The organism is Cytobacillus sp. EB106-05-05-XG126 (genome assembly GCF_058791715.1).
The window spans coordinates 1954777-1975413 of the sequence record NZ_JBYTDU010000001.1 but is presented as its reverse complement, the minus strand read 5'-3'; the positions used below and the strand labels follow the sequence as shown (position 1 = coordinate 1975413).

Below are 20637 nucleotides of genomic sequence, written 5' to 3'. Positions count from 1 at the left end.
GGAGGGATGAAGGATGCTTCGGCTTTTGGCTGCTGCTGTAATTATCCTCACTATGCCTATGCAAAGTTTTGAAGCTTCTATTAAGGAAATGCCTTTTGATTTTAATGTAATGCCTCAAGCAGGACAGGAAACACTAAAGATCGATTTGCTTCTGAGGAATAAGGCCAATTATCCGCTGAGCTTTGAGTTTGGATCCTCTCAGTTTTATGAAGTGGAGATTTTCAGTCAAGAAGGCGAAAAGGTATATTCTTCCTCAGAAGGAAAAGCATTTTTACAAGCAATTCAAACCATTGCCGTCAAACCGGATGAAAGCAAGGTATGGGAAGAGCAGTGGGATTACAGGTATAAAGGGAATAGAGTTAAGGAGGGAGAGTACATAGTAAAAGCCAGGCTTCTGGCATCAAACTTAAATGGCAAAAAGTTGGAGACAAAACCTGAATCTGAAGCATCTGTTTATATCCCTGGCCAAAATCCTTCCATTAGCCAGGCAAAGGTTACAGGCAGGAACGGCGAATATATCATATTATTTAAAGCTCGGCCAAAAAGCGGAAAGCTATGGTATACAGTTGAAGACGGCCATAATGAGCTGCAGTCTGAAAAGACCATATTGGCTTCATCAAATGATTGGAAGAGCTTTAGGATAAAGATAAGCCTTCCTTCTGAAAACATACCTGAAAACGGAACAGTGGTTTTGCATTTATATGAAAAAGATGAAGACGGAGATATTATGAATTCTTATCCTGTTATACTGGAAAGCAATTAAAAAGAGCTGGCAGCCATTGAGGCCGCCAGCTCTTTTTAGCGATACTGCGAATATTTTTCAAGTTCCTGCTGCATCTCCCGGAGCTGAGCCTGTTCAGCCGCTGTGGAGTTGGCAAATGCAGAACTTAAAGCATTTTTCGCCCGGGAAACAGTTTCTTCGCCTGCAGAATTTTTGGCTATTTCCACATATTTTCTGGCTTCCTGAAATAATCTGTTACCCATCGCTATATTCCTCCGAGGGATGATTCTTTCACATTAGCTAGTTTTTGGGCTTCCGCCTCAGCATAGGTCATGTGGTACGGGATACGCTCATCATGCTTACTAACAGTATCAGCACCCTGTTGAACGAAGCGTTTTGATTTATTACGTTTACCCATTCGAATCCCCTCCATGAAAGAGTTTGAAGCCGCAATTGGGCTGCTTCATCTTTAGTATGCTCTAAAGGAAGGATTTAAAAAGGGGATTTAATGGTTTCAATTTAATTCCTTTTGGTCAGCTGCTTAAAGAGCTTTAAGATTTAATAAGTCATTTAGATAAATGCCGATTCCATCTTCCTCATTGGTTAATGTGACCTCTTTGGCAATATTTTTCACCTGGTCGATCGCATTGCCCATGGCAATCCCGTAGCCTGCAAATTCAAGCATTTCGAGATCATTGTCCTCATCGCCAAAAGCAATGATCCGCTCGGGCGGTATTTGGAAATAATCAGCTGCTTTTTTGAGGCCAACAGCTTTATTCAGTCCCGTTTTCACGATTTCAATGACATGCCAGGGAGCCGCCCATCTGCGGTGGTCAATTACTTCGGCATGGACCTCGGAAAGATGATTTCTGATGGATTTTACATGTTCCTCATCAGTATGTATCAGCATGCTTGTCGGATTATCTTTTAAGTAACTGCGCAAATCTCCGGTCGTAATATTCGGATCGCCAAAACCGAAGATGTCGAGAAGCTTCTCATCATGGTAGTGCAAATAAACATCATCAATAACTTCTGCCACGATATTATGAATAGTATAGCTATTAACGGCTTCGACAATTTCCTTTGCCACGTTCATTTGCAGTGGTGTGTGGTAAACACCCCAATTATGGTCTTTAGGATGATGTATGTATGCACCATTGAAATTGACAATCGGCGTAGTCAAACCCATTTCACGATAGTATATTTCACTCGAGCGAAATGGCCTTCCAGTGGCAATCATTACTTCATGCCCTTGTTCACGTGCCTTTTGAATAATCATTTTAGTTTTAGCCGAGATGGTTTTGTCATCTTTTAATAATGTGCCATCAAGGTCCAATGCAATTAAATGTTTTTCTGCCATAAGATCTCCTTCTAAGCGCTCAGCACTTTTATAATAATAATGTAATTGCAGCCAGCGGACTGCAGCGCATTGCTTATATTGAAGTATGCCCCGCTTTTCTTTTAAGTGTAAAGGTTTTGGAAAAGAAAAGTCCACATGTTAAACTGAAAATATAGAAAGAATTTACATAAGACAAGAGCTTAAGCTTTTACAAAATCATTTTATACATATATGTTATCAATATTATAATAATTTTGTAAAAAAATTCATCTTGGTACAACAGGTTTAGGAGGAAAAAATGTGGTTGTTATTGAGCGTAAGCTTATCAGAGAAATTCCTGTTCTTGAACTTGCCAGACAGGAAATAAAAGGGGAACCCCTGCCTTTTATCATTTTTGTTCATGGGTTTACGAGTGCCAAAGAACATAATCTGCATTATGCCTATCTGCTTGCAGAAAAGGGGTTTAGGGTAGTGCTGCCGGACACCTTATTTCATGGGGAAAGATCCGAGGGCTTATCAGGCAGCGATTTAAACTTCAAGCTTTGGGATATTGTTCTGAATACCATTGCGGAATTGAACATAATCAGGAATGTCTATGAGGATAGGGACCTGATTGACCAGGGAAGAATAGGGCTTGTGGGCACCTCCATGGGGGGAATAGTCACTTTGGGCGCCCTGACACAGTATGACTGGGTCAAAACTGCAGTTAGCCTTATGGGTATGCCATATTATGAAAAGTTTGCTCAGCTTCAGCTTGATGAACTTAAGAAAAATAATATTAAGGTTCCGCTCACAAATGAAGAACTTGCAGATCTTCTGAGAATCCTTAGGGAGCGTGATCTGAGCCTTCAGCCAGAAAAGCTTGGCGGAAGGCCGCTCATGTTCTGGCATGGCAAGAAGGACCCGGTTGTTCCTTATTCCTATACATACCAATTTTATGAGACCATCCAGCCCCTGTATAGTGACTCACCTGAAAACCTCCTGTTTATATCAGATGAACAGGCGGGGCATAAAGTCAGCAGGGAGGGGCTGCTTGAAACAGTTAAATGGTTTGAGGAACATTTATAACCTGTATTTTTTCAATTCATTTAAATTTTTGTTAAGATAAAGATAGTAAATAATGAAGGAGTGCTGCAGATATGGATCAGGATTTAAAAGACAGCATAATGGGTGCACTGGAGCTTGTAGTAGACCCTGAGCTGGGGATAGACATTGTAAATTTAGGCTTGGTATATGATGTGAAAATGGAAGAGGAAGGGAAAGCTATAGTTGATATGACTCTTACTTCCATGGGCTGTCCTTTGGCAGGCACAATTGTTGAACAAGTAAAGTCAGCGCTGGCAGATATCCCTGAAGTAAAAGACACTGAAGTGAATATTGTCTGGAACCCGCCTTGGTCCAAGGACAAAATGTCCCGCTATGCAAAAATTGCACTTGGCGTACGATAAAATTTAAGCTCAAAACAGCAGGAGTATTTCCTGCTGTTTTTTTGTGCCCTTGTGAGGTAGTTCACTTATTTCACATGCCGATTATCCTATAATAACAATGGAAAGACAAAATATAGTTGCTTTGCGTTGACAAATGGCAGGGAGTAAGGCCATTAAGGAGGCATTACTAATGGGATTTGATAGAGATTTTAATAAAGACCCTTTTATTGTGATATGGGAATTAACAAGGGCATGCCAGCTAAAATGTCTGCACTGCCGTGCGGAGGCACAATATAGGAGAGATCCGAGAGAACTTTCCTTTGAAGAAGGAATGGCCCTGATTGACCAAATCAGGGAAATGAATAATCCTATGCTTGTGTTTACGGGTGGAGATCCATTAATGAGGCAGGATGTATTCGACATTGCCGAATATGCAGTGAAAAAGGGCGTTCGTGTCTCCATGACGCCCAGTGCGACACCAAATGTAACGAAAGAAGCTATTGAAAAAGCCAAACAGGTCGGTTTAGCTCGATGGGCGTTCAGCCTTGATGGGCCAAATGCAGAAATTCACGACCACTTTAGAGGGACTTCCGGTTCCTACGATTTAACGATTGAAAGGATTAAATATCTGCACGAGCTTGAAATTCCAGTCCAGATTAATACAGTGATCTCACGTTATAATATCGATTACCTTGAGGAAATGGCACAGGTTGTAGAAGAACTCAAATGTGTTCTTTGGAGTGTGTTCTTCCTCGTCCCAACAGGGAGAGGGCAGGAAAAGGATATGATCTCACCGGTTGAGCATGAGAAGGTTTTTACATGGCTGTATAACTTAAGCAAAAAGGTTTCCTTCGATATTAAGACAACAGCTGCCCAGCATTATCGCCGAGTTGTCATTCAGCAAAAAATGAAGGAAGCAAAAGATCAAAATGAGGATATTCAATATCTCGATGCACTTACACAGCAAGGGCTGACGGGTTCTATAGATGGTTTAGGCAGGGCGCCTAAAGGAGTAAATGACGGAAACGGGTTTGTTTTCATTTCACACGTTGGGGACGTTTATCCAAGCGGGCTTTTGCCTGTTAAAGCAGGAAATGTAAGGGAACAGCCGCTCGCTGAAATATACAGGGAATCACCCATCTTTAAAGATCTCAGAAATCCTGATAAATATAAAGGGAAATGCGGCCAATGCGAATTCCGTTATGTTTGCGGAGGATCGAGATCACGTGCATTTGCCATGACAGGGGATTATATGGAAAGCGAGCCGTTTTGTGTATATATTCCTAAGGCACTTAGAACGAAAGCAGCAAAAGCATAAAGGAGTAAAGGAGTGCATCATGACTGCACTCCTATTCAATGCTGCAGTATACGGCAGGGCAATTTTCACAGCCTATTTCATTTTTTAAATACTCTAGATCTTTAACTGTAATTTTTCCATTTATTATTGAAATAATGCCGTCCTTCTTCAGTTCGCCCAGTATCCGGTTGGTGCTCTCTCTGGAGGTGCCGCAGAAATTTCCAAGTTCCTGATTCGTAAGTGGCAGATCAATGAGTATGCCGTCATTTACTTTTATTCCATAGCTGTTAGTCATTCTGATAAGAGTTGAATACAGGGCACCTTTTTTTCCATTGAGCACGAGATCTCTGAATTTGGTCTGTGTATTGCGGAAATGGTCGCTCATCCATTTCATAAATTCATAGGCCAGAGTACTATTTTTAAAAATCTCCTTTTCCAGGACATCTTTTTTTATTACAGCTACCTCACCAGCTTCAAGAACTAAAGCATTCAATAAATATTTAGGATCGCTGGTAAATAAGGTCAGCTCACCAATGATTTCATTTTCCCCGCATAGCCTGAAGGTGAGTTCCCTGCCGTCCGCTGTTATCTTGCTGATTTGAATCTTGCCGGAAAGGATGATATATAGCTCATCAGCATCCATGCCTTCCTGAAAAATATAAGCCCCTTTCTGTGTTTTCATATGCCGGTCAGCGAAATGAAGAAGCTCTTTAATCTCAATGGAATGTGTCTGTTTAATGGCTGTATGAGCCATGGGAATCCTCCTTCATATAACAACTGTCTTTTCTCACAATAATATCATTTGTATAGTGAAAACATTGCCGGCTTTTGTGTCTTTATTGTGGCATTTTCTATAGAAATGGTCAGTCTTAACTAATAAACAGCAATTCCCTATTAACATTACAGCGATTGTATGTTCTAATAGTAAAAGCCCTTAATTTGAGATACTGGGTTATTTCTGTTATTTTAAGGGAAAGGCTAAAATATACCTCTGTATAGAAAGCTTAATAAAGTCACTCTTTAAATGGAGTTGAACGGAATGGCTAAAATAATTATTAAAGATAAATTGAATAGACCTTTAAGAGACCTGCGCATTTCTGTCATTGACCGCTGTAATTTCCGCTGCCAATATTGCATGCCGGCAGAAATCTTCGGTCCTGATTTTGCTTTTCTTCCAAAAAGCGAGCTGCTCAGCTATGAAGAAATTGAACGGCTGGCTAAAATCTTCGTAAGCCTTGGAGTGGAGAAGATCAGGTTAACAGGCGGGGAGCCCCTTATGAGAAAGGACATGCCTAAACTTGTTAAAATGCTTTCAGACATTGAGGGATTAAAAGATATTGGACTAACCACCAACGGAGTATTGCTTCCCAAACATGCGAAGGACTTAAAGGAAGCAGGACTGTTGAGGGTTAACATCAGTCTTGACAGTCTGGATGATGAGCTTTTCGGACAAATCAACGGACGCAATGTGGGTGTCAAACCAGTTATTAAAGGGATTGAAGCAGCAAAAGAAGCAGGACTTGGCGTGAAGATTAATATGGTCGTCAAAAAAGGCCTGAATGATTCTGAAATTGTCCCGATGGCTAAGTTTTGTAAAGATAACGGCTTACAGCTCCGTTTTATTGAATACATGGATGTCGGCAGCACAAACGGCTGGAAAATGGATGAGGTTGTAACTAAAAAAGAGATTTATGAGATCTTAAAGGAACACTATTTATTAGAGCCGGTAGATCCGGATTATTTCGGAGAGGTGGCCAAGCGGTACCGCTATAAAGGCACCGATGTGGATGTTGGGTTTATTACATCTGTTTCTGAATCCTTCTGTTCAAGCTGCACTCGTTCAAGATTGTCAGCAAATGGCCAAATTTTCACATGCCTATTTAATGGTGAAGGGCACGATTTAAAGGAATTTATGAGAAAAGGCGCTACTGACGAAGAAATTACCGATCGGATTATTAAGATTTGGAATGGCAGAAAAGACAGGTACTCAGACGAACGGACAGAAGAAACCGCTGCAAACAGGAAAAAGATTGAAATGTCCTATATTGGGGGATGAAAAAGCATGTTTTGCTGTGTCATGAAAAATGGACATAGCGGGCAGGCTTTTATTTTTACCGTTTGAATGCACAAAAAATCTGCAGCCGATATTGGCTGCAGATAATGAGTGTTTATATATATCGAGGAAAAAGAATATTATTTTCCAGATGAACATGCATGAACGTTTGGCTTTCCAAATCTTCAAGCCGCTTATATACAAGACGGTAAGAACCGCATGCATCAGCTGGAGGAATAAAACCAGCGGTAATTTCCCTCAATTCCTTTAAGATGGAACCTGCATGATCATGCTCCTTCTCAAGCTCCCGGATATAGCTGATGATTTCTTCGCGATTTTCAACTTTAGGATCTTCAAGCTTCAGCAGAAGTGGAAAAACTGACTCTTCCTCTTTGGAAGTATGTTCAAGAAGCTCGTGCTTCAATTCATAGAATAATTGATGGACTCTAAGAAGCTCCTCATGGCTTTCTCCATGAACTCTTGACACCTTTGTTACATATGGGCTTAATTGCGATAGTTCTTCTTCAAGAGGACGATGATATCGATTAATGACATGTTCAATAATGTCTTCTGATGTACTATCTGTCCAAACCTCTAAATTATCAGTTTGGTTTTCCTTTTGAATTACTTCGTTTAATTCGTTAATCAGGACGTTCATATCTGCTGACTGTTCTGAAACAGCACGCGCCAGCGGAATATTTCCGCCGCAGCAAAAATCAATGCGATGACGTTTAAAAACATCACTTGTCTTTGGAAATTCATTTACGATATCTTTTACGAGAAGATCTTCTGTAATTTGTATAGTCATTGTATTTTCCTCCTTCTATCTTGTGAACTATCTAAAGAATATACGAATTCCCTTTTTGATTTGGTGATGGGCATCACACTTGCAGGCTTTTTATAAAGTTTTTTGGGTAGGCTCTTTTCGCATAAATTGTTATTCTTCGCCTATCAATGTTTTCCGTTGATTTCCGCTCCAGGCTGCTCAGCGAACCGCGGGGCGGGAGGTGAGCCTCCTCAACGCTCCGCGTCTGCGGGGTCTCACCTGTCCCGCTACTCCCGCAGGACATTGAATAAGCTCCATTGAGTAAACACCGCACGAAGAAAATGCGAATGCATTTTCGAGGATCTCGCACCTTCCGCTACAATCAACTCAGTAAATAATATACAAAAAGCAACAAACCTTACGAAAACAGCCTTTGGGTAAACCCTGCACAGATGAAAACAGAAAGTGTGACGATTGTCATGTTATGGATTTTCATGTACGTTTATAATAATTGAATTAGAGAAGACATTTAGAAAAGTACATAGGAGCTGATATCATGCTGGAAAAAAGAACTCCCATTCCTGTTGCTGAAGCAGTTGAAAAAATCATGGCATATCAATTAACCGGAAGTGCAGAATACGTATCCATTAATGAAAGCAATGGCCGTTTTCTGGCAGAAGATTTAAAAGCAACAAATGATGTCCCTCATTTTGATCGATCACCATATGATGGTTTTGCTGTCCGTTCTGCAGATACAAAGGAAGCTTCAATGGAAAATTCCGTCGTATTTGAGGTGGTAGACCACATTGGGGCGGGGCATGTGACTTCTAAAAACATTGGTCCATTCCAGGCTGTGAGGATCATGACCGGTGCGCAAATGCCTCAGGAATGTGATGCAGTTGTAATGCTTGAACTGGCAAAAGCATATGAAGAAGACGGTAAGAATTTTATGTCCATAAAGCGATCCTATAAACAAGGAGACAATGTTTCTTTCAAAGGAGAAGATGCAAAAAAAGGAGATTCTTTAGTTAAAAAGGGGACAAAGATCAATCCCGGAATTCAGGCCATTCTCGCAACCTTTGGTTATGCAGAAGTGCCTGTTGCCAAAAAGCCTGTTATTGGATTATTTGCAACAGGAACTGAACTATTGGAAGTCCATGAACCGCTGGAGCCGGGGAAAATAAGAAACAGCAATGCTCATATGATTACAGCGCAAATTGAACGGGCCGGCGCGGAAGTTATTTATTATGGAAAGCTTCCTGACGAATTTGATATATGTTTTAATGCTGTGAAAGAAGCATTGAACAATGTGGATATGCTGATCACTACAGGCGGTGTATCTGTGGGCGATTTTGATTATCTGCCGGGCATTTATGAAAAGCTTGAGGCTGAGGTGCTTTTCAATAAAGTTGCCATGAGGCCAGGCAGTGTGACGACTGTTGCCCAGCATGAAGGAAAGCTTCTGTTTGGACTTTCGGGAAATCCTTCTGCCTGCTATGTCGGGTTTGAACTTTTTACAAGACCAGTCGTCCGAAAAATGCTGTTCTCTGAGAAACCGCATTTAAGGAAAGAAACTGCTGAACTAGTGGCAGAATTTCCAAAAGCAAACCCGTTTACACGATTTGTCAGGACGTCTGTTAATTATTTGTCAGGACGACTGGTGGCAGCACCAAGCGGAGTGGATAAATCAAACATTGTGATGAGTCTTGCCGGTGCGAATTCGCTAATGATTCTGCCAGGCGGAACAAGAGGCTATGGCATGGGGGACACAGTTGAAGTGCTATTGCTTGAGGACCATGAAGGAAGCGAATGGCCATGGTAAAGGATCCTGTTATCTTTCAGGTAGCCGGTTATCAAAACAGCGGAAAAACAACGTTGATAAATAAATTAATTTCAGGATTAAAAGAGAAGGGGCTTTCTGCCATTACTATTAAACATCATGGTCATGGCGGCAAACCTGAAACCCCGGAAGGAAAGGATTCTACAAGCCATATTGAATCAGGGGCTGCCGCTTCTCTTGTAGAAGGGGGAGGCCGACTGCTTATGCATGCCGAGAAGAAAAGCTGGAGCCTGGAGGAGCAGGTAAGGATTGTGCTGCAGCTGCAGCCGGACGTCGTGCTTATTGAAGGTCATAAAAAGGCATCTTTTTCTAAGGCTCTCTTGCTAAGAAGTGATGAAGATATGCACCTTATGAACGAATTGACAAATATCTGTACAGTGATCAGCTGGGATGATAACGTTATAAAACCAAACGATGCAAATTTTGAAGCGCCGTTTTTCAGCATTGGTGATCCCAAAGGTCCTGATTGGATTGTTGAGTATTTAGTGAGCGAAAGAATGAAATAAAGTGAAACTTCAATCAGTGGGGGGGTTCCTTATCCCCCACTGATTGTTAGTTGAACCAATCGGGCCTTTATGGGCAGTTTAACCCCCACTTATCCTCCTTTGATTCCTCTGAGTCTTGAAGTGGGGGTCTTACTGCCCGTTAGACTGCGATAAAGATAAAAGCAGAACAGCCCAATTCTATTTTGGGCTGTTTTTAATATCCTCAAAATTGAACGTTTTGTGGCGTTGCGTGTATCAGTGATAATCTTCACTTTCTATTTACCCAGAAGATTATATATTATAGGCAGAAAGCAGCGGGGAGGTATTATAGATGAAGTTATTTATGCCAAAACAGCATGGTGCCTGGGCAATGCTGATTCTGCCATTTTGGCTCGGAGCAGCTGCATCTGATATTATTTGGTCTCATATCCCGTTTTTTTTAGGATGGATATTACTATATCTGGCCACTTATCCAGGCCTTCTGCTATTTAAAAGAAAAAGAATGGCTTTATACTCTAAATGGACGGCCATTTATCTGCTTCCGGCTATTTTACTCCTTTTAGTTCCTTTATTGGAAAGGCCATCGATTATCATTTTCGGACTTCTTATGGTTCCTTTTTTTATGATTAATGCGCTCTATTCTTCCAAAAACAGAGATAGAGCATTGGGCAATGACTTTAGTGCTATTTGTGCATTTTCAATAGCAGGTCTTGCGAGCAGCTACTTGCCGCAGGGGGAAATCCTGCCAATGGCCTGGACTGTGTTTGCGGCATCTGTTTTATTTTTTACAGGAAGCACCTTCTATGTAAAATCAATGATCAGGGAAAAGAAAAATAGTTCCTTTAAATGGGTTTCATGGATCTTTCATACTGCGGTACCGATAATTTGGCTGCTGGCGGGCGGATGGCTTGTATCTGCTGCGTTTCTTCCCAGCCTTTTCAGGTCGGTTGTATTTTATGGGAAGTCATTTACACCTAAAAAAATTGGCGTTTATGAAATTGCTAATGCTTCCATATTCTTCTTTATGCTATTATTTGCCATGCACACTTGAGAACCGGCCTGAACAGGCCGGTTTTTTCAATTTATCAAGAAATCGGATAATTAATATTAGAAATCTTTAAAACTTCAGTAAAATAGGTTGCAATTTTTCAAACCAGTTTCTATAATAAGAGAAACATTAATTCATAAATATGTATATAAATGATTAAATATACAATAAGGCATGAAAGGAGTAATTATGAACGTTTCAATAATCGGAACAACCGGATATGGGGGTGCTGAATTGCTCCGTATCCTCAAGCAGCATCCGGAATTTAACATTAAATCGATTCATTCTACTAAAGATAACATCCCCATTTGGAATGAATATCCGCATCTATATGGAATATTAGACGAAAATTTACAGGGAATAGATTCAGATCAAATAGCTTCACAGTCTGATATTGTTTTTCTGGCTACACCATCCGGGATTTCGGGAAAACTTGCTGAAGATTTTTCAGGTAAAGACGTTAAGGTAATTGACCTATCCGGTGACCTTCGAATTCCGGCTCAAGCCTATCAGGAGTGGTATAAACACGCTCCTGCAAACGAATCACTCGTAGAAAAAGCAGTATATGGTCTTCCTGAATGGCACCGCAGAGAAATAGCATCCGCAGAAATCATATCTAATCCTGGGTGCTATCCAACAGCTTCTTTGCTAAGTCTTGCACCTGTTGTAAATGAAAATTTAATAAGACCAGATAGTGTTGTCATCGATGCAAAATCCGGAGTGTCCGGGGCAGGAAGGGCGCTTTCGAGAACAACCAGCTATGCTGAAGCAAATGAAAACCTGCGGGTTTATAAGGTAAATCAGCATCAGCATACACCGGAAATCGAACAGCAGCTGATGAAGTGGAATTCCGAAATGAAGCCTATCACCTTCACGACCCATCTTCTTCCGATAACACGGGGCATTATGACAACCAGTTATGTTCAGCTGACCAAGGAATACACTTCTTCTCAAATTCTTGAACTTTATCAATCAGTCTATGAAAACCAGCCATTTGTCCGGATTCGTCCGGAAAATACTTTTCCTTCTGTAAAAGAGGTTGCAGGCTCTAACTTTTGCGACATAGGTATCCATATGGACTCCAGAACGGGCAGACTGACAATCGTTTCAGTGATTGATAACTTAATGAAAGGCGCTGCCGGTCAGGCGGTGCAAAATGCCAATATAATAAGCGGATGTGATGAAGCAGCGGGTCTCGGATTTGTTCCGCTCTATCCATAAGGAGGAAAGATAAATGCAATTAGTATCTCAAGCTGAAGTAACTGAACTGCCCGCCGGAAGCATCATCACACCAAAAGGCTTTACAGCAGCTGGTGTTCATGCCGGACTGCGCTATTCCAAAAAGGACTTAGGGATTATTTTAAGTGAGACTCCTGCACATTGTGCAGCAGTTTATACAACCAGCCATTTTCAGGCGGCTCCTCTAAAAGTGACACAGGAAAGCATTGCAGCAGATGGGCTCATACAGGCAGTCATTGTAAATAGTGCATGTGCCAATGCATGTACTGGGGAACAGGGGCTAATAGATGCTTATCAAATGAGAAAATCAGCAGCAGATAAATTCAATATAAAGGAACAGCATGTGGCGGTTGCCTCTACCGGTGTCATTGGCGAGTATATGCAGATGGATAAGATAGAAGAGGGTATTAAAATGCTGAAGCCCGGCAATGAGGCATTACACTCAGACGATTTTCAGACAGCCATATTAACAACAGATTTAGTGATGAAGAGGTGCTGCTATTCTGCAGTTATTGATGGAAAAACAGTCACGATGGGCGGGTCTGCTAAGGGTTCAGGAATGATTCATCCCAATATGGCAACCATGCTTGCGTTTATCACAACGGATGCGAATATAGCCAGCTCTGATTTGCAATTTGCTTTAAAACAGGTTACCGATCGAACGTTCAATCAGATAACCGTTGATGGGGATACCTCAACAAATGATATGGTAATGGTCATGGCCAATGGAGCCAGCGGTACCAATAAACTTTCGCCGGATCATCCAGATTGGGATGTATTTATACAGCTGATTTCCAAAACATGTGAAAGTCTTGCCAAACAAATCGCAAAAGATGGTGAGGGAGCAACAAAGCTGATCGAGGTGGAGGTATCGGGGACGAAAACCGATGACGATGCAAGAGTGATCGCTAAACAGATTGTCGGCTCGAACCTTGTAAAGACTGCTATATATGGAGCAGATGCCAATTGGGGCAGAATTATCGGGGCAATCGGTCAGGGCAAGCCGGCTATTGATCCGTCTTCGGTTGATATCGCAATCGGACCTATAGTCATGCTGAAAGATAGTGTTCCTTTGGCATTTTCAGAAGAAGAAGCAAAAGAGTACTTATCCAATTCTGCCATTCAGATTACTGTGAATCTTCATCAGGGAGCTGGCATAGGGAAGGCCTGGGGATGTGACTTATCCTATGATTATGTCAAAATCAATGCAAGCTATCGTACCTGAGGGGGAAGCTATTTGAAAAGTATAGTCATTAAATGCGGCGGCAGTGTTATGGAAGAACTGGGAGATGACTTTTTTGATAGTCTTTTAGTGTTAAAGAATGAAGGATACCAGATTGTTTTTGTTCATGGAGGCGGTCCGGCAATTAACAGCATGCTGGAACTTTATAATATCCCTCATGAATTTGTCAATGGGCTAAGAAAGACGACTCCGGCAGTTCTGGAGGTAGCAGAGATGGTCTTGGCAGGACAATCAAACCGCAAACTTACCTCAATGATCGAACTGCATGGATTGAGAAGTTTTGGCGTAAATGGCAGTGATGCAGGATTACTAAAGGCAGAATGCATCAATCAGGATGAGCTTGGACTGGTTGGAGAAATAACGTCTGTTAATCAGTCAGTACTGAAAATGTTATTTAACGAAGACCTGGTCCCTGTCATTACTCCTATTGCAGCTTCAGAAGGCGGCAAGAAACTGAATATCAATGCCGACTATGCTGCGGCAGCTGTTGCCAATGCCCTTAAAGCTGAACATTGCATCTTTGTAACGGATGTAAAAGGAATTTTCATTGACGGTAATCTCGCCCCCCAGCTTGATGCGGATGAAATTGAGCAGCATATAAACGATAAAAAAATTACTGGCGGAATGATTCCAAAAGTTACCTCTGCCTTGAGCCTAATCAGCAAAGGACTAAATAGCGTAATGATTGTATCAGGTAAAGAAAAGTTTTATGAGGATGGCATATGGATCGGGACGAACGTATCTGCCAAGAAGGAGGTCTTAACTTGAGTAACCTATTTCCAACATATGCCCGGTGGGAAGTCGAGCCGGAAAAAGCAGAAGGAAGTTATCTTTTTGATAAAAGCGGAAAGCGCTATTTGGATTTCACCTCAGGAATCGGAGTCTGCAATCTGGGTCACCGTCCAGCAGCTGTCCAAAAATCTATTAACGAACAGCTGAATAAATTCTGGCATGTTTCCAATTTGTTCATACAGGATCAGCAGGAAAATGCAGCAAAAGCTCTCTCTGAAGCCGCGGGCATGGACCTTGTATTCTTTGCCAACAGTGGAGCAGAAGCAAATGAAGCAGCGATCAAACTTGCCAGAAAAGCCTCCGGACGGGAAAAAATCATTACTTTTCAGCAATCCTTCCACGGGAGGACCTTCGCCACTATGGCTGCAACAGGCCAGGATAAAATAAAAAGTGGCTATGGTTCCATGCTGGAAAAGTTTAAATATGTTCCTTTTAATGATATTAATGCATTAAAGGATGAGATGGATTTGGAAACAGCCGCTGTAATGCTGGAAATTGTCCAGGGTGAAGGCGGGATTCACATTGGCAATCAGGAGTTTCTTGCAGAAACAGAGAAGCTTTGCAAAGAATACGGTGCGCTGCTGATAGTAGATGAAATTCAGACCGGCATTGGCAGGACGGGGAAAGCCTTTGGATTTCAGCATTTTGACCTTGCTCCCGATATCGTAACCGCAGCTAAAGGCCTGGGAAGCGGAATGCCAATAGGCGCTGTAATTGGAAGAAAAGCATTAGAAGGGGTGTTTGGACCAGGAAGCCATGGATCAACATTTGGCGGGAACCCGATCAGCATTGCTGCAGCTATTGCTACAATGAAGACAATATTTAATGATGATTTTTTGCAGGACGTTCAGGAAATGAGTGAGTATCTTGCTGAAAAATTGGCAGAATCGCTTGAACAGATTTCAGCTGTTAAAGAGATTCGCTATCTTGGTTTGATGGTCGGTATTGAATCAGATATCCCCCTTCCATCTTTGTTAAAGAAATTAAGAGACAAGGGCTTGCTGGCATTGCCTGCAGGGGAAAATGTTTTGAGGCTGCTGCCTCCTTTGACAGCATCCAGATCTGAAATAGATGAAGCGGTACAAATTCTTCAATCCATAATAAAGGAATTTTCAAAATCAGCTGTGTAAGCTGTATTATTTTTCAAATAAATGAATAAAAATTAACAAAGTTATATAAATATACAGATTGCTTCGAGGTGTTGATAATGGAAGGATACCTTCACTTAAATAGCGGCCATTCCTATAAGGGCCAATGGCTGACGGATCAGCCTGAAAAGGAAATAGAAGGGGAAATCGTTTTTTTTACAGGAATGACAGGCTACCAGGAAGTATTGACAGATCCTTCTTATAAGGACCAAATCATTGTATTTACGTATCCTTTAATCGGAAATTACGGAATAAATGAGTCTGATTTTGAGAGCAAGAAACCTCATGTGGCCGGGGTTATTGTATATGAAGGAAGCCGAAATCCTTCGCATTACAAATCGGCTTATTCGCTTCAGGAATACCTTCAGAAATGGAATATTCCCTTATTAGGGCATATGGACACCCGATCCATTGTGAAGAAAATCCGTTCAGAAGGCAGCATGCCGGCAAAAATGTCTTCTTCGGAAACGGCAGCTGACGGCTTGCTGCTACCAAAGGATGAAAAAGTTTGTAAAGTATCTTCACAAGCTATGGAGTGCTTTGGAGAGGGCAACATTCATATAGTTGTCATGGATTTTGGCGCTAAAAAATCAATTGTGGATTCTTTGCTGAAAAGAGCGTGCAAGGTTACATCTGTTCCATATAATACAAACTTTGAACAGATAAAAAAACTAAATCCAGACGGTGTGGTGCTTTCAAACGGGCCTGGAGATCCAAAAGAATTAAAAAGCATACTCCCGGAAATAAAAAAGGTGCTTAAGCTGTATCCATCATTGGGAATTTGCCTTGGCCATCAGCTGGCAGCATTAGCATTTGGAGGCAATACAAAGAAACTGTCCTTTGGCCATAGGGGTGCCAACCACCCGATTGCGGACATGAAAAAGGGCACAGTCTTTATGTCATCACAAAATCATAGCTATGTGGTTGATGAAGAAAGCTTAAAAGATACAGGGTTTAAAACCCGCTATGTAAACCTTCATGACCAGTCAATTGAGGGACTGATGCATAAGGTCCTGCCAATTCATACGGTGCAATTCCATCCGGAAGCCCATCCGGGGCCGGCGGATGGTGATTATATTTTTGATGAGTTTATGAACATGATTCAAGAGGAGAATAGGAGAGTTTTCGCTTATGCCTAAAGACACCAGCATCCAATCCATATTAGTAATTGGCTCAGGCCCGATTGTCATCGGGCAGGCAGCAGAATTTGATTATGCAGGAACACAGGCCTGCGCAGCATTAAAGGAAGAAGGATATAAGGTTATCCTTGTGAATAACAATCCGGCTACCATCATGTCTGACAAAGCTTTTGCAGACAAAGTCTATTTCGAGCCGATGACAGCTGACAGCCTTGAGAAAATTATAAAAAAAGAATGTCCCGATGGCCTGCTTGCCACACTTGGAGGCCAGACAGGGTTGAATCTTGCTTTTCAACTTAGTGAATCAGGTGTGCTTGAACGTTATGGAGTGAAGCTTTTGGGAAGCAGTATTGAATCCATAAAGAAAGGTGAAGACCGGGAAGCTTTTCGTAAGCTGATGCATGAGCTTAACGAACCTGTTCCTGAAAGCATCATTGTCCATGAAGTGGAAGAAGCCATCCAATTTGCCCGCGAAATTGGATTTCCTATTATCGTCCGTCCAGCTTATACTCTTGGCGGAACAGGCGGAGGCATAGCAGGAGATTTCGATGAACTGACGACTTTGGTGCAGGGCGGCTTAAAAGAGAGTGCGATCAGCCAATGCCTGGTTGAAAAAAGCATAGCAGGATTTAAGGAAGTAGAATACGAGGTCATGCGGGATTCCCAGAATACGTGCATCACGATTTGCAATATGGAAAATATTGATCCTGTGGGGGTTCATACCGGTGACTCAATTGTTGTCGCACCTTCACAAACCTTAACAGATGATGAGTATCAGATGCTGAGATCAGCATCAATTAAGATCATTTCAGAGCTTGGCATTATTGGCGGATGCAACATTCAATTCGCCCTGGATCCGCATAGCAGGAATTATTACTTGATTGAAGTAAATCCCAGAGTCAGCAGGTCATCTGCCCTTGCTTCCAAAGCAACAGGCTATCCAATTGCCAGAATGGCTGCAAAACTTGCAGTCGGGTATAACTTATCAGAGATTATCAACCCTGTAACAGGAGACACATTCGCAAGCTTTGAACCAGCTCTGGATTATGTCATTGTTAAATTTCCAAAATGGCCTTTTGATAAATTTCCTTCAGCAGACCGCAAGCTCGGAACACAAATGAAAGCCACCGGAGAGGTAATGGGTATTGACCGGAATCTGGAACGGGCTCTTTTAAAAGCAATCCATTCACTTGAAGTGAAGGGAATGGATTTAATATCACCAGTCTTATCTGCTAAATCAGCAGATGAACTGGAGGAACTGCTATTAAAGCAGACTGACGAAAGATTTTTTACCGTGATTGAATTGCTGCGGAGAAATCACTCATTAGAAGCATTACACTCTATCACAAAAATTGATTATTTCTATCTCCACATACTCAGTGAAATGGTGGAACTGGAAAAACACATTTCTTCCTTAACACTTGATGGAGCAACAAAAGAAGATCTGCAGCTTTTTAAGGAAAAGGGCTTCAGTGATAAATTTCTTGCATTCGAATGGGATGTAACGGAGAAAGCAGTCAGGGACAAACGGAAAGAGGCTGGCATTCTTCCGGCCTATAAAATGGTCGACACATGCGCAGCTGAATTTGAAGCACAATCTAATTATTATTACTCCAGTTATTTTGGTGAAAATGAACAGGTGAAGAGTGATAAGAGGAAAGTCCTGATTATCGGAAGCGGCCCCATCAGGATTGGCCAGGGCATTGAATTTGACTATTGCTCTGTTCAGGGAGTGTTTGCGCTGAAAGATGAAGGCATTGAGACGATCATGATAAATAACAACCCTGAAACGGTAAGTACGGATTATACAACCGCTGACAGGCTTTATTTTGAACCGTTAATCCTTGAGGATATCCTGAATGTGATTGAAGCAGAAGGAGTTTCAGAAGTCATTGTGCAGCTTGGCGGGCAGACAGCTCTGAATCTGGCATCTGATCTTGAAGCTTATGGCGTTACCCTGCTTGGAACTGACTCAAATACAATTGATGCATTAGAGGACCGGAAGCTTTTTTATCAGCTATTGGATGATTTAAATATCCCGAGGATAAAAGGAGATGTTGTCCACTCAGAAGCAGAGCTAAAAGAAGCAGCTGAAAACATTGGATACCCCATTCTTGTACGCCCATCCTATGTTATAGGCGGCAGAGGAATGGAACGTATTTCTTCATCATCTGAGCTGGAGAGTTATTTAACGAAAGGTGATGTCCCTTATCCAATTTTAATTGATCAATTCGTGCATGCTTTAGAAGCGGAACTTGATCTGGCAGCAGACGGAAATTATATCTGTGCACCGGCAATTATGGAGCATATTGAAAAAACCGGAGTGCACTCAGGGGACAGCATGTCCGTTCTCCCGCCGCAAAATCTCTCAGAGAAAGTCCAGAATAAAATGCTGGCCTATGCAAAAGCGATTGTGCAAAAGCTCAATTATAAAGGACTTATGAATATTCAATATATCGTGAATGGTGAAGAGGTATATATTCTTGAAATTAACCCCCGTGCAAGCAGAACGGTGCCTATTATCAGCAAGGTCACAGGTGTGCAGCTGGTAGAGATTGCGACAAAAATATTGCTTGGGAAATATAATTTGTCGAAAGATGAAATTCCAGCTGATTCGATACTCCCGTTTGTATGTGTAAAATTCCCGGTCTTCTCGAATTATGCTTTAAAGGGTTTGGACAGCAAAGTAGGTCCTGAAATGAAATCAACAGGTGAGGGCATTTCACTGGCACCCAATTATGAGGAAGCTGTCAGAAAGTCTTTCCACGCTGGTTTAAATGGTGTTAAGGGTAAATGTGTGGTAATAGCAAATTCTCCAAAAACAGACGAATTAACACATTATATTAATCAGGCGAAAGCTGTGCCTGTTTTCCTGTCTCAAGACAATATGGACTGGAATTCCCAGGAAACCTTTGCTTTATATAATCCCGGAATGAGTGAAGAAGATAAAAAAATGAGAGAAATGGGAACCAAAAACCGAATTTTGACTTTCAGTGAGAAGGAAACGCTTATTGCATTATTAAAATCAATGACGGCAGGCGAATTGGATGTTAAATCCATTGAAGATTGGCAGGGTATAAAAAATAATGAGGCAGAAAAGGAAGTGGGCGTCATATGATTTCAATTCAGGCAGCGGATAAGAGCTTAAATATTAAAGGGAAGGACTTTCTAACACTTGCAGACTTTTCAGGAGACGAAATAAAGGGGCTTTTGGAAAAAGCAAAGCAATTAAAGGAAGCTTATCTGCAGGGGGCAGAAACATCTTTCCTAAAAGGGAAAATTCTTGGCATGATTTTTGAAAAGTCATCTACGCGTACAAGGGTTTCCTTTGAAGCAGGGATGCTTCAGCTTGGGGGCCATGCCTTATATCTAAACAGCCAGGACCTGCAGCTCGGAAGAGGAGAAAGCATTGCGGATACAGCTAAAGTGCTTTCCCAGTATGTTGATGCGATTATGATCCGCACGTTCTCCCATGAGAAGATCCAGGAACTTGCTTATCATGCGGACATCCCGGTTATTAACGGCCTGACAGATCTTTATCATCCATGCCAGGCTCTTGCAGATCTTCTAACAATCGAAGAGAAAAATGGGGAGTTAAAAGGCCAAAACCTGGCATATATAGGCGATGGCAATAATGTGGCCCATTCATTAATGATTGCTTCTGCCAAGATGGGGGTAAATATCACGATTGCCTGTCCTGCAGGATATGAACCGGATCAATCTGTTCTCCAGCAATCACAAGAGTTTGCCGAACAAACCGGTTCAAAGGTAATCGTCACATCGGATCCTGAAGAAGCCGCTGCTAATGCCGATGCCATCTATACGGATGTCTGGACGAGCATGGGCCAGGAAGCAGAGAATGACAAGAGGCTCAAAGACTTTGCTGAATATCAGGTTAATCAATATCTTGTCCAAAAAGCCAAAAATGATTACGTCTTTTTGCATTGTCTGCCTGCCCATCGCGGTGAGGAAGTTACAGCAGAGATCATTGATGGAAACAATTCCGCTGTGTTTCAGCAGGCTGGGAACAGACTTCATGTTCAAAAAGCCATTCTTTCAGAGATATTATAATGGAAAAGCCTTCTCATCGCAGAGAAGGC

The 20637-nt window shown here is 41.8% G+C and carries 20 protein-coding genes; 15 read left to right on the top strand and 5 right to left on the bottom strand.

The window, feature by feature from the left end:
• Positions 1-13: 13 nt before the first annotated feature.
• Positions 14-763, top strand: a complete 750-nt coding sequence (locus AC3WTL_RS09800; RefSeq protein WP_197214625.1) for a BsuPI-related putative proteinase inhibitor — start codon at positions 14-16, stop codon at positions 761-763.
• Between the two features lie 35 nt (positions 764-798).
• Here AC3WTL_RS09800 and AC3WTL_RS09795 read toward each other — a convergent pair whose 3' ends face one another.
• From AC3WTL_RS09795 to AC3WTL_RS09785, 3 genes are all read right to left on the bottom strand, one after another.
• Complete coding sequence (locus tag AC3WTL_RS09795; RefSeq protein ID WP_248346666.1) at positions 799-984, bottom strand: DUF3813 domain-containing protein; 186 nt, start codon at positions 982-984, stop codon at positions 799-801.
• A 2-nt stretch (positions 985-986) separates the two neighbouring features.
• Positions 987-1139 (bottom strand): hypothetical protein, encoded by a 153-nt coding sequence (locus AC3WTL_RS09790; protein WP_174750431.1) that lies wholly within the window; start codon positions 1137-1139, stop codon positions 987-989.
• 123 nt (positions 1140-1262) lie between these two features.
• Positions 1263-2081, bottom strand: coding sequence for a Cof-type HAD-IIB family hydrolase (locus AC3WTL_RS09785; RefSeq protein WP_048011910.1), 819 nt, complete (start codon positions 2079-2081; stop codon positions 1263-1265).
• 279 nt (positions 2082-2360) lie between these two features.
• Here AC3WTL_RS09785 and AC3WTL_RS09780 point away from each other — a divergent pair, with 279 nt between their 5' ends.
• The 3 genes from AC3WTL_RS09780 (at position 2361) to AC3WTL_RS09770 (ending at position 4805) form a co-directional block, all read left to right on the top strand.
• Positions 2361-3128, top strand: a complete 768-nt coding sequence (locus AC3WTL_RS09780; RefSeq protein ID WP_197214627.1) for an alpha/beta fold hydrolase — start codon at positions 2361-2363, stop codon at positions 3126-3128.
• Positions 3129-3199: 71 nt separating this feature from the next.
• On the top strand, positions 3200-3508 hold the full coding sequence (locus AC3WTL_RS09775) for a metal-sulfur cluster assembly factor (protein ID WP_048011912.1): 309 nt from the start codon (positions 3200-3202) through the stop codon (positions 3506-3508).
• 169 nt (positions 3509-3677) lie between these two features.
• On the top strand, positions 3678-4805 hold the full coding sequence (locus AC3WTL_RS09770; RefSeq protein WP_163143761.1) for a TIGR04053 family radical SAM/SPASM domain-containing protein: 1128 nt from the start codon (positions 3678-3680) through the stop codon (positions 4803-4805).
• 31 nt (positions 4806-4836) lie between these two features.
• On the opposite strand, the gene AC3WTL_RS09765 is transcribed toward AC3WTL_RS09770, so the two are convergent.
• A complete protein-coding gene (locus AC3WTL_RS09765; protein WP_197214628.1) occupies positions 4837-5538 on the bottom strand; it encodes a Crp/Fnr family transcriptional regulator in 702 nt (233 codons plus the stop codon).
• 285 nt (positions 5539-5823) lie between these two features.
• On the opposite strand from AC3WTL_RS09765, the gene moaA reads away from it, so the two are divergent.
• Positions 5824-6840, top strand: a complete 1017-nt coding sequence (gene moaA / locus AC3WTL_RS09760) for a GTP 3',8-cyclase MoaA (RefSeq protein WP_222497403.1) — start codon at positions 5824-5826, stop codon at positions 6838-6840.
• Between the two features lie 112 nt (positions 6841-6952).
• Here the strand turns inward: moaA and ric are convergent, their stop codons facing one another.
• A complete protein-coding gene (gene ric / locus AC3WTL_RS09755; protein ID WP_222497402.1) occupies positions 6953-7645 on the bottom strand; it encodes an iron-sulfur cluster repair di-iron protein in 693 nt (230 codons plus the stop codon).
• Positions 7646-8159: 514 nt separating this feature from the next.
• Between ric and AC3WTL_RS09750 the strand changes: the two genes are divergently transcribed.
• From AC3WTL_RS09750 to argF, 10 genes are all read left to right on the top strand, one after another.
• Positions 8160-9425 (top strand): molybdopterin molybdotransferase MoeA, encoded by a 1266-nt coding sequence (locus tag AC3WTL_RS09750; protein ID WP_248346668.1) that lies wholly within the window; start codon positions 8160-8162, stop codon positions 9423-9425.
• Positions 9413-9949, top strand: coding sequence for a molybdopterin-guanine dinucleotide biosynthesis protein B (gene mobB, locus AC3WTL_RS09745; RefSeq protein WP_252221279.1), 537 nt, complete (start codon positions 9413-9415; stop codon positions 9947-9949). Before AC3WTL_RS09750 ends, mobB begins: the two co-directional genes overlap by 13 nt.
• A 310-nt stretch (positions 9950-10259) precedes the next feature.
• Positions 10260-10979 carry a YwiC-like family protein gene (locus AC3WTL_RS09740; RefSeq protein WP_252221281.1) on the top strand — a complete coding sequence of 240 codons (720 nt, stop codon included), beginning with the start codon at positions 10260-10262 and terminating at the stop codon, positions 10977-10979.
• 186 nt (positions 10980-11165) lie between these two features.
• A complete protein-coding gene (gene argC / locus AC3WTL_RS09735; protein ID WP_252221283.1) occupies positions 11166-12197 on the top strand; it encodes an N-acetyl-gamma-glutamyl-phosphate reductase in 1032 nt (343 codons plus the stop codon).
• 13 nt (positions 12198-12210) lie between these two features.
• On the top strand, positions 12211-13440 hold the full coding sequence (argJ, locus tag AC3WTL_RS09730) for a bifunctional ornithine acetyltransferase/N-acetylglutamate synthase (protein ID WP_492369317.1): 1230 nt from the start codon (positions 12211-12213) through the stop codon (positions 13438-13440).
• A gap of 12 nt (positions 13441-13452) precedes the next feature.
• Positions 13453-14226 (top strand): acetylglutamate kinase, encoded by a 774-nt coding sequence (argB, locus tag AC3WTL_RS09725; protein WP_252221287.1) that lies wholly within the window; start codon positions 13453-13455, stop codon positions 14224-14226.
• Positions 14223-15380, top strand: a complete 1158-nt coding sequence (gene argD, locus AC3WTL_RS09720; protein WP_492369316.1) for an acetylornithine transaminase — start codon at positions 14223-14225, stop codon at positions 15378-15380. Before argB ends, argD begins: the two co-directional genes overlap by 4 nt.
• Before the next feature lie 77 nt (positions 15381-15457).
• On the top strand, positions 15458-16537 hold the full coding sequence (locus tag AC3WTL_RS09715) for a carbamoyl phosphate synthase small subunit (protein WP_492369315.1): 1080 nt from the start codon (positions 15458-15460) through the stop codon (positions 16535-16537).
• Complete coding sequence (carB, locus tag AC3WTL_RS09710) at positions 16530-19655, top strand: carbamoyl-phosphate synthase (glutamine-hydrolyzing) large subunit (RefSeq protein ID WP_492369314.1); 3126 nt, start codon at positions 16530-16532, stop codon at positions 19653-19655. The genes AC3WTL_RS09715 and carB overlap by 8 nt, the downstream gene beginning before the upstream one ends.
• The gene (gene argF, locus AC3WTL_RS09705) at positions 19652-20608 is read left to right on the top strand and encodes an ornithine carbamoyltransferase (RefSeq protein ID WP_197214638.1); all 957 of its coding nucleotides are present in this window, start codon (positions 19652-19654) and stop codon (positions 20606-20608) included. The genes carB and argF overlap by 4 nt, the downstream gene beginning before the upstream one ends.
• The last annotated feature ends 29 nt before the right edge of the window (positions 20609-20637 follow it).